At 64.2% G+C, this 12,919-nt stretch carries 10 protein-coding genes; 5 read left to right on the top strand and 5 right to left on the bottom strand.

What is annotated here, in order from left to right; genetic code table 11:
- Positions 1 to 5: 5 nt before the first annotated feature.
- Positions 6 to 3,122, bottom strand: a complete 3,117-nt coding sequence (locus ACIPQ1_RS15495; RefSeq protein ID WP_446534406.1) for a multidrug efflux RND transporter permease subunit — start codon at positions 3,120 to 3,122, stop codon at positions 6 to 8.
- Positions 3,119 to 4,276 carry an efflux RND transporter periplasmic adaptor subunit gene (locus tag ACIPQ1_RS15490; RefSeq protein ID WP_446534405.1) on the bottom strand — a complete coding sequence of 386 codons (1,158 nt, stop codon included), beginning with the start codon at positions 4,274 to 4,276 and terminating at the stop codon, positions 3,119 to 3,121. The genes ACIPQ1_RS15495 and ACIPQ1_RS15490 overlap by 4 nt, the downstream gene beginning before the upstream one ends.
- 467 nt (positions 4,277 to 4,743) lie before the next feature.
- Between ACIPQ1_RS15490 and ACIPQ1_RS15485 the strand changes: the two genes are divergently transcribed.
- Positions 4,744 to 5,001: a hypothetical protein gene (locus ACIPQ1_RS15485; RefSeq protein WP_250962875.1), complete on the top strand. Its 258-nt coding sequence runs from the start codon at positions 4,744 to 4,746 to the stop codon at positions 4,999 to 5,001.
- A 28-nt stretch (positions 5,002 to 5,029) separates the two neighbouring features.
- Here the strand turns inward: ACIPQ1_RS15485 and ACIPQ1_RS15480 are convergent, their stop codons facing one another.
- Positions 5,030 to 5,998 carry a LysR family transcriptional regulator gene (locus tag ACIPQ1_RS15480; RefSeq protein WP_186705135.1) on the bottom strand — a complete coding sequence of 323 codons (969 nt, stop codon included), beginning with the start codon at positions 5,996 to 5,998 and terminating at the stop codon, positions 5,030 to 5,032.
- Between the two features lie 318 nt (positions 5,999 to 6,316).
- On the opposite strand from ACIPQ1_RS15480, the gene ACIPQ1_RS15475 reads away from it, so the two are divergent.
- From ACIPQ1_RS15475 to ACIPQ1_RS15460, 4 genes are read left to right on the top strand one after another with little or no spacing between them, the layout of a single operon-like run.
- Positions 6,317 to 7,894, top strand: coding sequence for an efflux transporter outer membrane subunit (locus tag ACIPQ1_RS15475; RefSeq protein WP_446534404.1), 1,578 nt, complete (start codon positions 6,317 to 6,319; stop codon positions 7,892 to 7,894).
- Between the two features lie 11 nt (positions 7,895 to 7,905).
- On the top strand, positions 7,906 to 10,107 hold the full coding sequence (locus tag ACIPQ1_RS15470) for an FUSC family protein (protein ID WP_446534403.1): 2,202 nt from the start codon (positions 7,906 to 7,908) through the stop codon (positions 10,105 to 10,107).
- Positions 10,097 to 10,297: a DUF1656 domain-containing protein gene (locus tag ACIPQ1_RS15465; RefSeq protein ID WP_250962872.1), complete on the top strand. Its 201-nt coding sequence runs from the start codon at positions 10,097 to 10,099 to the stop codon at positions 10,295 to 10,297. Before ACIPQ1_RS15470 ends, ACIPQ1_RS15465 begins: the two co-directional genes overlap by 11 nt.
- A gap of 10 nt (positions 10,298 to 10,307) precedes the next feature.
- Complete coding sequence (locus ACIPQ1_RS15460; protein ID WP_250962871.1) at positions 10,308 to 11,171, top strand: efflux RND transporter periplasmic adaptor subunit; 864 nt, start codon at positions 10,308 to 10,310, stop codon at positions 11,169 to 11,171.
- 327 nt (positions 11,172 to 11,498) lie between these two features.
- Here ACIPQ1_RS15460 and ACIPQ1_RS15455 read toward each other — a convergent pair whose 3' ends face one another.
- Both ACIPQ1_RS15455 and ACIPQ1_RS15450 read right to left on the bottom strand, forming a co-directional pair.
- On the bottom strand, positions 11,499 to 12,323 hold the full coding sequence (locus ACIPQ1_RS15455; RefSeq protein ID WP_411385561.1) for an SDR family oxidoreductase: 825 nt from the start codon (positions 12,321 to 12,323) through the stop codon (positions 11,499 to 11,501).
- A 34-nt stretch (positions 12,324 to 12,357) separates the two neighbouring features.
- Positions 12,358 to 12,822 carry a multidrug transporter gene (locus ACIPQ1_RS15450; protein WP_446534402.1) on the bottom strand — a complete coding sequence of 155 codons (465 nt, stop codon included), beginning with the start codon at positions 12,820 to 12,822 and terminating at the stop codon, positions 12,358 to 12,360.
- Between the last annotated feature and the right edge of the window lie 97 nt (positions 12,823 to 12,919).

Here is a 12,919-nt window from a genome sequence, read left to right as displayed (position 1 = left end):
CCGCCTCAGTGGTCTGTGCTTGCCAGCGCCGCCGTCGGCGCCGACCCTGGCTGATGGGCAGGCCGATGGAACAGGCGCTCGAGCCACAAGTATATGACCGGTGTGGTGAACAGCGTCAGCGCCTGGCTCACCAGCAGGCCGCCCACCACCGCGATGCCCAGGGGCTGGCGCAGTTCCGCGCCGGCGCCATAGCCGAGCATCAGCGGCAGCGCACCGAGCAGGGCGGCCAGGGTGGTCATCATGATCGGACGGAAGCGTGTCAGGCACGCCTGGAAAATCGCCTCCTGGGGCGCCAGCCCTCTGTTGCGTTGGGCGTCGAGGGCGAAGTCGATCATCAGGATGCCGTTCTTCTTGACGATCCCGATCAGCAGCACCAGCCCGATCAGCGCCATGATCGAAAAGTCCTGGCCCAGCAGCCAGAGCATGATCAGCGCGCCGAGGCCAGCCGAGGGCAGGGTAGAAATGATCGTCAACGGGTGTACGAAACTCTCGTAGAGCACGCCGAGGATGATGTAGACGGCCACCAGCGCGGCGAGGATCAGCCATGGCTGGCTTGCCAGCGAACTTTGGAAAGCCTGGGCCGCGCCCTGGAAATTACCGGTGATGGCGGCGGGCATGCCGATTTCGTTCTTCGCCTGGTCGAGCAGGCGCACCGCGTCTCCCAAGGCCACGCCGGGCGCCAGGTTGAACGACAGGTTGGCGGCCGGGAACATGCCGTCGTGGGCAATGGACAGCGGGCCGTTGCTCGGCGCATCGAAGCGGGCCAGGGCCGAGAGCGGCACCATTTCCCCGCTCAAGGGCGAACGCAGGTAGAAATATGCCAGGCTTTCGGCCTTGCCCCGCTGCGCGGTGTCGAGCTCTAGGATCACGTTGTACTGGTTGGTCTCGGTCTGGAATTCATTGATCTGCCGCTGGCCGAAGGCGTCGTACAGGGCTTGGTCGACATCGGTGGCGGTGAGGCCGAAACGCGCCGCCGCGCTGCGGTCGATGTTGATGTGGGTGATGCTGCCGCCCAGTTGCAGGTCGTTGGAGATGTCGCGGAACGCCGGGTTGCCGCGCAGCTTGTCGGTGAGTTTTTGCGTCCAGGCGTTGAGGCTCGGCCCGTCGTTGCTCTTGAGCACGTATTGGTACTGGGCGCGACTGGGGCCGGAGCTGAGGTTGATGTCCTGCCCGGCCCTGAGGTACAGCACCACGCCAGGGATTTTCAACAATTGCGGGCGGATCCGGTCGATGAAGCCACTGGCCGACACGTCACGCTCGCCCCGGGGCTTGAGGGCGATCCAGAAGCGGCCGTTGGCGATGGTCTGGTTGTTGCCCGAGACACCGACGGAGTGGGAGAAGGTCTGCACCGCCGGGTCGGCGGCGACGATCTCGGCCAGGGCCTTGTGCTTGGCCACCATGTCAGGGAACGACACATCGGCGGCGGCTTCGCTGGTGCCCAGCACCAGGCCGGTGTCCTGTACCGGGAAAAAACCCTTGGGAATGAACACATAGCCCACCACCGCCAGTGCCAGGGTCAGGCCGAACACGCCGATCATCAGTTTTTGATGGGCGAGGGCCCGACGCAGGCCGCGTTCATACCAGCCCAGCAAGCGTTCGCCGAACCCTGGCGAGCCGTGGGCGTGGTGCACCGGGGCACGCATGAACAGCGCGGCCAGGGTCGGCGCCAATGTGAGGGACACCACCACCGAAATCAGGATGGTCGAGGTGGCGGTCAGGGCAAACTCCTTGAACAGACGCCCGACCACGCCGCCCATGAACAGCAGCGGAATGAACGCGGCGATCAGCGAGAAACTGATGGAGACCACGGTGAAGCCAATCTCGCCGGCCCCCTTGATCGCCGCCTCGCGCATGCCATCGCCGGCCTCCAGGTGCCGGTGGATGTTCTCCACCACCACGATTGCATCGTCCACCACGAACCCCACCGAGATGACAATCGCCACCAGGGTCAGGTTGTTCAAGCTGAACCCCATCACGTACATCAAGGCGAAACTGGCGATCAGCGACACCCCCAGCACCGCCGAGACGATCAACGTCGCCGAGAGCTGGCGTAGGAACAACGCCATTACCGCCACCACCAGCAGCACCGCGATCAGCAAGGTGATCTCCACTTCATGCAACGAGGCGCGGATGGTCTGGGTGCGGTCGATCAACACTTTGACCTGCACCGCGGCGGGCAACATCGCTTGCAAGGTGGGCAGGGCCGCCTGGATGCGGTCGACGGTCTCGACGATGTTCGCCCCCGGTTGCCGGAAGATCACCAGGTTGACCCCCGGCTCGTTGTCGGACCAGGCCTGGACGTAGGCGTTCTCCGAGCCGTTGACCACCTTGGCGATGTCCTTGAGGTGTATCGGTGCCCCGTCCCGGTAGGACACGATCAGCTCGCCATACTCGGCAGGTTGGAACAACTGGTCGTTGGTGGACAGGGTGGAAATGCTCGACTCGCCGTACAGCGCGCCCTTGGCCAGGTTGAGGCTGGCCTGTTGCAGCGCCAGGCGAATGTCCGCGAGGGTCAGGCCGATGGCCGCGAGCCGGTCGGCCGAGGCCTGGACGCGGATCGCCGGGCGTTGCTGGCCGGTGATGTAGATTTGTCCGACGCCGTCGATCTGGCTGATCTGGCGGGAGAGCAGGGTTTCGACGTAGTCGCTCAGTTCGGTGCCGGGCATCAGGCTGGAGCTGATGCTGAGGATCAGCACCGGGCTGTCCGCGGGGTTGACCTTGCGCCAGGTCGGCAGGTTCGGCATGTCGTTGGGCAGTTTGCCGGCGGCGGTGTTGATGGCGGCCTGCACTTCCTGGGCGGCGGTGTCGATGCTTTTATCGAGGCTGAATTGCAGGATCAGGTTGGTCGAGCCCAGGGCACTGCTGGACGTCATTTGGGTGATGCCGGGAATGGCGCTGAATTGCACTTCCAGCGGCGTCGCCACCGACGACGCCATGGTTTCGGGACTGGCCCCGGGCAACTGGGCGTTGACCTGGATGGTCGGGAACTCCGCCTCCGGCAACGGCGCGACGGGCAGGCGAGGAAAGGCGATCACCCCCAGCAGCACCAGGGCAAATGTCAGCAGCACCGTGGCGATGGGGTGGTCGATGCACCACGCCGAAACCGAGCCGCGGCCCTTCATGGTTGCGGCTCCGCAGTCTTGGCCAGGGCGGGCGGATCACTGAGCACCTGGATGTGGCTGCCCGGCTTGAGCCGTGACTGGCCGTCGCTCACCAGTTGGTCGCCGGCGTTGACCCCCTTGATGATGTGCAGGTCGCTGTCCTGGTAAACCATCGTCACCGGCACGCTCTCGACCATGTCGCCCTTGATCCGGTACACGAAGTGTTGCTCCAGGCCGCGCTGGACCACGGTGGGCGGCACCACCAGGGCGTCCTTGTCGATGGCCGTCTGGATTTTCAGCGTCACCAGTTGCCCAGGCCACAGTCGTTGCGCGGCGTTGTTGAATTCGGCCTTGGCCCGCAGGGTTCCGGTGTTGGCGTTGATCTGGTTATCGATGAGGCTCAGGCGCCCCTCGCCGAGCAGCTCCCCGGTGGCGCCATCGGCACCGATGTAGGCCTTGACCAAGGCTTGCTCAGGGGCGGCGATCAACCGTTGCAAGGTCGGCAGCATTTGTTGGGGCAGGGAGAACTCCACCGCGATCGGGTCGATCTGGGTCACCGTGAACAGGCCTTCGGCATCGCTGGTGCGCAGGAAGTTGCCTTCGTCTACGTTGCGAATGCCGACGCGCCCGCTCACCGGGGAGCGGATCTGGGTGTAGGACAGTTGCACCTGTGCCGAGTCGATGGCCGCCTGGTTGCCCTGGGCGGTCGCCTTGAGCTGGTTGACCAGGGCCTGTTGCTGGTCATAGGTCTGCTTCGAGACGCCGTCATCGACGCTCAGCAACTTGTAGCGCTTGAGGTTGACCTGGGCCACCGCCAACTGCGCCTGGCTCTCGCCGAGCTGGGCACGGGCCTGGTCGAGGCTGGTGCGGATCGAGCGGTCATCGATGGTCGCCAGCAGGTCACCCTTCTTGACCAGTTGCCCTTCCTTGACCAGAAGCCGGGTGAGGATGCCGTCGATCTGCGGCCGGATCACCACGCTGTGCAGCGACAGGACCGTACCGATGCCGCTGGCAAAGCGCGGCACATCCTTTTGCACCACGCTGACGGCCCGTACCGGAACGGCGGCGGGGGCGCCGGGCTTGGCGGCCACGGGCTTGAGCACATACCAGAGGGCCAGGGCCGCCAGGGCGACCAACAGCATGACAAGCAGGATAGTTTTCTTCTGGGTGCGCATGGATATGAAGGGCCGGTTCGGGACGCAGGAGTTTGAGCTTTCTTATATAGCGTTGCGAGCCGGTCAGGAAGGTGACGGCTAACTGACAGGCGTGTCAGTTTTGTCCTGGATTGCTGTCGGACGAATGGATGTTGGGCTTGCTGGCCCCATCGCGAGCAAGCTCGGCTCCCACAGTGGCTCTGTGTTGGATATCAGTTTTGTGCCCACTGAAGATTGAATGTGGGAGCGAGCCTGCTCGTGATGGCGGTGGTTCGTGTTGGATGAAACTGGCCTGCGCGCCGGGATATCGGGCAGGTATACTGCCGCCTTTCGCGGCTCGCCTACCGAGCCCGGCATATTGAGTGGGGGCGTGGGTGCGGGCCCCGGGTGGGCGGCGCCGCGCCCCCATCCCTGTGAGCGCTTCGCACTCACGCGGGAGCACGCTCCCTCGCCACGGGTTTGTTGTCCTACTCAAGTGAATAATTCAAATGACTTCCTCAATACCATCGCCCGCGGACGAACGCTCGCAAGGCGAACCGTCCGGCCAGACGGACAGCGATGTTTCCAACAGCGAGGACGTGAAAGCGGCGATCCCCGCCTTCAAATTCCCGTTCAAACCCGGTGAACTGGCTGCGGCCAAGGGCGCCGGCCAGCAGCCGTGGTACAAGAATGGCGCAAAGAATGGCCACACCAAGACTCCGGGCGCCGCGCCTCCTGGAACGCGCCGTTCAATGGGCAAGCGCTGAAGTCATCCTTCGAGCACGGGGCACGACTTCAGTTCGCGACCCGTGTGCCCGCCAGGCTGCCACTCAATTCGTAAGCCGTCAGTTCAGCCTGGTGCGCCGCGAGGATTTCCGGCAACGAGCCGCGCAGGTATTCGACCCAGGTCTTGATCTTCGCGTCCAGGTATTGGCGCGACGGGTAGATGGCGTAGAGGTTCAGTTCCTGGGAGCGGTAGTTGGGCATGACCCGCACCAGCGTGCCGTTGCGCAAGCCTTCGATGGCGGCGTACACCGGCAGCACCCCCACGCCCATGCCACTGGTGATCGCGGTTTTCATCGCATCGGCGGAATTCACCAGGAACGGTGAGCTGTTGATGGTGACCATCTCTTGGCCTTCCGGGCCGTCGAACACCCATTTTTCCAGCGGAATGACCGGGCTGACCAGGCGCAGGCAGGCGTGGTTGAGCAGATCGCTGGGTTTTTGCGGGCAGCCGCTGGCTTTCACGTAGGCGGGCGACGCGCAGACGATGCTGTAGGTGATTCCCAGGCGTTGGGAAACGAAGCCCGAATCCGGCAGTTCGCTGGCGAGCACGATGGAGACGTCGTAGCCCTCGTCGAGGATGTCCGGCACGCGGTTGGCCAGGGTCAGGTCGAAGGTCACGTCCGGATGAGTCTTGCGGTAGCGGGCGATGGCGTCGATCACGAAATGCTGGCCGATGCCGGTCATGGTGTGGACCTTCAACTGCCCGGCCGGTCGCGCATGGGCGTCGCTGGCCTCGGCTTCCGCTTCTTCGACATACGCCAGGATCTGCTCGCAACGCAGCAAGTAGCGTTTACCCGCCTCGGTCAACGCAATGCGTCGGGTGGTGCGGTTGAGCAGACGGGTTTGCAGGTGGGCTTCCAGGTTGGAAACCGCACGCGAGACGTTGGCTGTGGTGGTATCCAATTGCGCGGCGGCGGCGGTGAAACTGCCGGCTTCGGCCACACAGCTGAACGCGCGCATGTTTTGCAAGGTGTCCATGGAGGGCTCTCTTGGGAGGTGGCAAATTGTGACATGAAGTTACAGAGATGCGGGACCCGACTAATGGATTATCGCGTTAACGGTAACAAAGATTCGCAGAAAGGTCGGCTTATCGCCGGGGAGGGCGATGCATAGAATTGCCGCCAAAGCAGGAGCCGGCCTTGGCGAACACCTGTGGGAGCGAGCTTGCTCGCGATGAGGCCATTACCTTCAACCTTTGAGGTGAATGTCCGGACGCCATCGCGAGCAAGCTCGCTCCCACAGATTTTGCGTTACAGCCACCCTCGTCGTTGTGCCCCTCTCAGGAATTTTGCGCCAGTGCCGCGTTGCATCAGCAGAGAGCTGAAGACTCTCAGTGTTTGGGTTCTGACATTAACCATCAGCGGTTGCATCGGCACAGGCGGCATTGCGCCACACGGCCAGGTAGTGCCGGCCAACCAACTGGTAACCGATGCCGCCATCCGCGAGGCCGCCCGCGATGCCCACTGGCCCGCCGGCCAATGGTGGCAAGCCTACGGTGATCGGCAATTGGATCGCTGGATCGACCTGGCGGTGCAGGGCAGCCCGAGCCTGGCCATGGCCGCCGCCCGGGTGCGCCAGGCCAAGGCCATGGCCGGTGTTGCCGAAGCCGCCGAGTCGCTGCAGATCAATGGCCAGGCGACCCTCAAGCGCCATGACTGGCCTACCGATCAGTTCTACGGCCCGGGCGAGTTGGCTGACACCACGACCTGGGACAACCAGGCTTCCCTGGGCTTGAGCTACGCCCTGGACCTGTGGGGCCGTGAGCGTAATGCCAGCGAACGGGCGGTTGATTTGGCCCACGTGAGCGTCGCTGAAGCACGACAGGCGCAACTGGAGTTGCAGAGCAACATCGTGCGCGCCTACATCCAGTTTTCACTGCACTATGCCCAGCGCGATATCGTCGCCGCGACGCTTCATCAACAAGAGCAGATTCTCGCTCTGGCGCAAAAGCGTCTGGACGGCGGCATCGGCACCCAGTTTGAAGTCAGCCAGGCCCAGGCGCCCCTGCCCGAGACCCATCGCCAACTCGACGCCCTCGACGAAGCCATCGCCTTGAGCCGCAATCAGTTGGCGGCGCTGGCAGGCAAAGGGCCGGGCGCAGGCGCGCCGTTGCAGCGCCCGACCCTGGTCCTCGGCGCGCCCTTGAAGCTGCCGTCGGCCTTGCCCGCCGAACTGCTTGGCCAGCGGCCGGATGTGGTGGCCGGGCGTTGGCAAGTGGCGGCCCAGGCCCGGGGCATCGATGTGGCCCGGGCCGGTTTTTATCCCAACGTCGATCTGGTGGGGAGCCTCGGCTACATGGCCACCGGGGGTGGGGCGCTGGAGTTCCTGACCGGCAAGAAACTCACCTACAACGTCGGGCCGGCGATCACTTTGCCGATTTTCGACGGCGGGCGCCTGCGTTCGCAATTGGGCGAGGCGGCCGCCGGTTATGACATCGCCGTGGCGCACTACAACCAGACACTGGTGAATGCCCTCAAGGGCATTTCCGATCAGTTGATCCGCCGCCAGTCCCTGGACAAGCAACAGGTCTTCGCGGCTGAATCGGTGGCTGCCGCCCAGCGCACCTACGAGATCGCAAGGGTGGCGTTCCAGCGCGGGCTCACCGACTACCTCAACGTGCTCAACGCCCAAGGCCTGTTGTTCAAACAGCAACAGGTGCAACAGCAGGTGCAGGCGGCCCGGTTGAGTGCCCATGCCGATCTGGTGACGGCGCTGGGTGGCGGGCTTGAGGCCGGCAACGACAGTCCTGCCTCGGCCCATCCCCTGTGGCGTGGGCGCTGGCCCCCGCGGGGCGGCGCAGCAGCCCCACCAATCGCGCCGCAAAGTGGGTGCTGCGCACCCAAGCGGGAGCAAGCTCCCTCGCCACAATGCTGAGTCGTTCTATTGTGATGTCTTTATTCGCCCCTGCCCGCTGGCTGTACCGTCTCGAATGGCGCCGTGGTTTTTTCGACTGGGCCCGTAGCGACGGGGTGACCTGGGTCTATATCTTCAAGGTCCTGTTGGCCGCGTTCCTGACCTTATGGCTGGCGATGCGCCTGGAATTGCCACAACCACGCACGGCCATGATTACCGTGTTCATTGTCATGCAACCCCAGAGTGGGCAGGTGTTCGCCAAGAGTTTCTATCGTTTCCTCGGCACCCTGGCCGGCTCGGCGGTGATGGTGGCGCTGATCGCCTTGTTTGCCCAGAACACTGGGCCATTCCTCGTTTGCCTGGCGATCTGGGTCGGCCTTTGTTCGGCGGGGGCGGCGCGTTATCGCAATTTCCGCGCCTATGGTTTCGTGCTGGCCGGTTATACCGCGGCGATGATCGGCCTGCCGGCCCTGGCCCATCCGGAAGGTGCATTCATGGCGGCGGTCTGGCGGGTGCTGGAGATTTCCCTGGGGATTCTTTGCGCCACCCTGGTCAGTGCCGCGATCCTGCCGCAAACCGCCAGTGCCGCCATGCGCAATGCCTTGTACCAGCGCTTCGGGGTGTTTGCCCTGTTTGTCACCGACGGCCTGCGTGGACGCAGCCAGCGAGAGGCGTTCGAGGCGCGCAACGTGAGCTTCATTGCCGAGGCCGTGGGCCTGGAAAGCCTGCGTAGCGTGACCGTGTTCGAAGACCCGCACATGCGCCGGCGCAACGGTCGGCTCAGTCGCTTGAACAGCGAGTTCATGGGCATCACCACTCGCTTCAACGCCTTGCACCAGTTGCTTGAGCGCTTGCGCAGCAGCGCGGCGGGTCATGTCGTCAATGCCATCAAGCCTGGTTTGCAAACCCTGGCCGAACGGTTGGACGGCTTCAGTGGCCGGGCCCTGACCGACGGCGATGCGGCCCGTCTATCTGCGGCGCTGGCTGAGTACAAGGCCGATTTGCCGGCCCAGGTGCGGCGGCTGCGGGCGGTTTTCCAGGACACCGCGCCGAGCGACGGGCAACGGCTGGATTTCCATACCGCCTATGAACTGCTGTATCGCTTCGTCGACGACCTGCATGGCTACGCTCAGACCCACGCGTCCCTGGCCGAGCATCGCCATGACCGTGAACGCTGGGACGAGCCGTTCGTGCCGCAGACCAACTGGCTGGCCGCCACGGCGTCGGGGGTTCGCGCTGCTTTCATCCTGTTGTTGCTGGGCGGCTACTGGGTCGCCACCGCCTGGCCGAGCGGCGCAACCATGACGATGATCGCTGCCGCCACGGTGGGCTTGTCGGCCGCGACGCCGAACCCCAAGCGCATGGCCTTCCAGATGGCCTGCGGCACGTTGGCCGGGGCGTTGATCGGCTTCGTCGAGATGTTCTTCGTCTTCCCGTTGATCGATGGTTTCCCGCTGCTCTGCATGATGCTGGCACCGGTGATCATGCTGGGCTCGTTCCTCAGTTCGCGCCCCCAATACGCCGGGGTCGGGCTGGGGCTACTGATCTTTTTCTGCACCGGCTCGGTGCCGGACAACCTGACGGTCTACAACCCCTACGCCTTCATCAACGATTACATCGCGATGATCCTCGGCATGCTGGTGTGCGCCGCGGCCGGTGCGATTATTCTGCCGCCTAACAGTCGCTGGCTATGGCGCCGACTGGAACAGGACCTGCGCGAGCAAGTGGTGTTTGCCATCAGTGGCAAGCTCAAGGGCCTGGCCTCGGGTTTCGAGAGTCGTACCCGCGACTTGTTGCATCAGGCCTACGGGCTGGCAGCGGGGCAACCTCGGGTGCAACGGGACTTGCTGCGCTGGATGTTCGTGGTGCTGGAAGTCGGCCACGCGATCATCGAACTGCGCAAGGAACAGGCGATCCTGCCAGTGCACCCGGCCTATGCACAAAGCCAGCCGTGGCGCCAGGCGATCCGGGTGATGGGGCGGGCGCTGGTGCGGCTGTTCCGCCAACCGAACCCGAGCAATCTGGAGCGTGCCCTGGTGGCGGTGGACCACGCCATTGGCCGTGTGCAGGCCACCGACGAACCCTTCGCCCCGCATTTCGACACTTCGGCCCTGCGTCGGGTGAAAAGCTACCTGCATTTCATCCGCACCTCGCTGCTGGACCCGCAATCGCCGTTGGCCGGCTATGTCATACCGCCTGCCACGCTTCCCCAGGAACCTGAACATGCCCCGTGAGATCGCCTTCCATGGCGTGTACATGCCCACCATGACCCTGATGTTTTTCATCGCCGCCGGCCTGGCCTGGGCCTTGGACCGTTTCCTGTCGGGGGTGGATTTGTACCGCTTCTTCTGGCACCCGGCGTTGTTGCGCCTGAGTCTGTTCACTTGTCTGTTCGGCGCGCTGGCGCTGACGGTCTACCGTTGAGATCGATGCGATGAAAAAGTTCTTCAGCCTGCTGGCGACGCTGCTGGTGCTGGGTCTGGCCTTGTGGATTGGCCGTACGCTGTGGGTCCATTACATGAACACGCCCTGGACCCGCGATGGCCGGGTGCGGGCCGACATCATCAACGTGGCCGCCGATGTCAGCGGCGAGGTGGTCGAGGTGCCGGTGGGCGACAACCAGTTGGTGAAAAAGGGCGACCTGCTGATGCGCATCGACCCCGAGCATTACCGCATCGCGGTGAAGCAGGCGCGCTCCCTGGTGGCGTCGCGCAAGGCCACTTGGGAAATGCGCAAGGTCAACGCCCATCGGCGTGCCGACCTGGACAGCCTGGTGATCTCCCGCGAAAATCGCGACGACGCCAGCAACATCGCCGACTCGGCCCTGGCCGATTACCAGCAGGCCCAGGCGCAATTGGAAGCCGCCGAATTGAACCTGTCCCGTACCGAGGTTCGCGCAGCGGTGGACGGCTACGTCACTAACCTCAACGTCCACCGTGGCGACTATGCGCGCATCGGTGAGGCGAAGATGGCCGTGGTGGACATGCATTCGTTCTGGGTCTATGGCTTCTTCGAAGAGACCAAGTTGCCCAAGGTGCGGGTCGGCGATTCGGCGCAGTTACAGTTGATGAGCGGAGAGGTGCTCAAGGGGCATGTGGACAGCATCTCCCGTGGTATCTACGACCGCGACAACCCCGAAAGCCGCGAGCTGATCGCCGATGTCAACCCGACCTTCAACTGGGTGCGCCTGGCCCAGCGGGTGCCGGTGCGCATTCATCTGGATGAGGTGCCGGACGGCGTGCTGCTGGCGGCGGGGATGACCTGCACGGTGGTGGTAGAACCACGCGACAAGCGTTGAGACCAGTGGCTTGCTTGTGGGTGATGGTGAGCCAAAAAAACCTGTGGGAGCTTGCTCGCGATAGCCGTGGTCCAGCTTGAACTGATGTTGGCTATGCCACCGTCATCGCGAGCAAGCTCGCTCCCACTTTTTTCCGGTTGCCCCCGGAACTCTCGTTCACCCGTGGCGAGGGAGCTTGCTCCCGCTGGGTGGCGAAGCCACCCCAAAACAGGCATTGCGGTGCGACGGATTAACCGTGCCAGCCGGGTTACGACTGCTGCGCAGCCGAGCGGGAGCAAGCTCCCTCGCCACAACAGCCAAGAAGCCAAGAAGCCAAGTTCGCGATGATTACAGCGATTTGCCCAACCCAAACCGCTTCATCAACCCCTTCTCCAGCAACCCTTTTGGCAACAAACCAGCCATCAACGGCAACGCCCGGCTGCCATTGCCCAGTCGCAGCAGGCGGGGCGGCTTGGGTTGTTGTACGGCCTTGAGCAGCGCGGCGGCGAATTCGTGGGCCGGGGTCGGGTTGTCCTGGGACGCCTTGGCCCGGGCGCGGATGCCCTCGCGCAGGGGCCACCAGGGCGATTGCTCGCTGATCAATTGTTCGGCTTCGTGGCCGGCATTCTTGGCGAAGCTGGAGGCGATCGCGCCAGGCTGGACCTCCATCACGCGGATGCCGAACGGCGCCAGTTCCATGCGCAAGGCATCGCTCAGGGCATGCACCGCCGCCTTCGAGGCGCAGTAGGCGCCGGCAAACGGCGTGACCAGCACCCCGGACACGCTGCCGATGTTCACCACCAGCCCCCGGGCCCGACGCAATACCGGAAACAGCGCCCGGGTGACCCCGACGATGGCGAACACGTTGGTTTCGAACTGACGTTGCATGGCCGGCACGCCACCATCCAGCAGCGGGCCCATGGCGCCGTAGCCGGCATTGTTGACCAGCACATCCAGGCCACCCTGCTGTTGGTTGATCCGTTCGCTCAACCGCTCCAGCGCCTGGCCGTCGTTGACGTCCAGTTGCACGGCGGTGAACCCGGCCGTGGCGAGTGTCGCCACGTCCTCAGCCTTGCGCGCCGTGGCCCAGACCTGATAACCCGCGGCCTTGAAGGCCTCTGCGAGGGCGCGGCCAATGCCGCTGGAACATCCGGTGATCAACGCAACAGGCATGGCGCGTTCCTTGTGCAAAAAAGGGGGGAGGCAATCAGTTGGAGAAGCTGCCGTGCAAGCGCTCGGCGCGAAACTCCAGGGTTTGCGGGCGATAACCCGGACGCAGGGGCGGCAGGGGCAGGCAGTCCTGCCAGTCGGCGCCGGCCTGCAATTCGCCAGGGCCACGGTAGCGTGGTGCGTCGTAGGGGCTGTCGGCCAGGTTGATGGTGTCGCCAGGTGCATAGGCCGCGACCCGCCAGCGCAGTTCCAGCAGTGGCACGTCGTTGTTGTTCTTCAGGGTCAGGGACAGCGGCCGGTCGGCGGGGCACTGTCCGGGGGCATAGCTGAGGCGCAGTTCCAGGCGCTCCAGTTGCCGGGTCTCGCGACTCTCCTGCCAGAGCACCCACACAGCGACCAGTCCCAGCCCGATGAACGCCGCGAGGGAGACCGGCAAGGCCTTGGCCGGGTAGCGCAACAGCAGGATGAGCCAGGTGATGACCAGCAAGACGCCGATAAGCATGGTGGAAGCCTCCGTTACCGTAGGCACATCCTACCGAAGGGCGCGGGCAATGTTGAAGCAATGATGCCCGGCCATGACTTACTTGCAAAAAAAGCCC

The sequence above is a fragment of the Pseudomonas sp. LARHCG127 genome, from assembly GCF_052871455.1.
This window is presented reverse-complemented; position numbering and strand designations above follow the sequence as displayed.

Coding starts and splice junctions, on each gene's coding strand:
- ACIPQ1_RS15450 (WP_446534402.1), bottom strand. CDS start 12,822: ATGCTTATCGGCGTCTTGCTGGTCATCACCTGGCTCATCCTGCTGTTG.
- ACIPQ1_RS15495 (WP_446534406.1), bottom strand. CDS start 3,122: ATGAAGGGCCGCGGCTCGGTTTCGGCGTGGTGCATCGACCACCCCATC.
- ACIPQ1_RS15465 (WP_250962872.1), top strand. CDS start 10,097: ATGCCCCGTGAGATCGCCTTCCATGGCGTGTACATGCCCACCATGACC.
- ACIPQ1_RS15455 (WP_411385561.1), bottom strand. CDS start 12,323: ATGCCTGTTGCGTTGATCACCGGATGTTCCAGCGGCATTGGCCGCGCC.
- ACIPQ1_RS15460 (WP_250962871.1), top strand. CDS start 10,308: ATGAAAAAGTTCTTCAGCCTGCTGGCGACGCTGCTGGTGCTGGGTCTG.
- ACIPQ1_RS15485 (WP_250962875.1), top strand. CDS start 4,744: ATGACTTCCTCAATACCATCGCCCGCGGACGAACGCTCGCAAGGCGAA.
- ACIPQ1_RS15490 (WP_446534405.1), bottom strand. CDS start 4,276: ATGCGCACCCAGAAGAAAACTATCCTGCTTGTCATGCTGTTGGTCGCC.
- ACIPQ1_RS15480 (WP_186705135.1), bottom strand. CDS start 5,998: ATGGACACCTTGCAAAACATGCGCGCGTTCAGCTGTGTGGCCGAAGCC.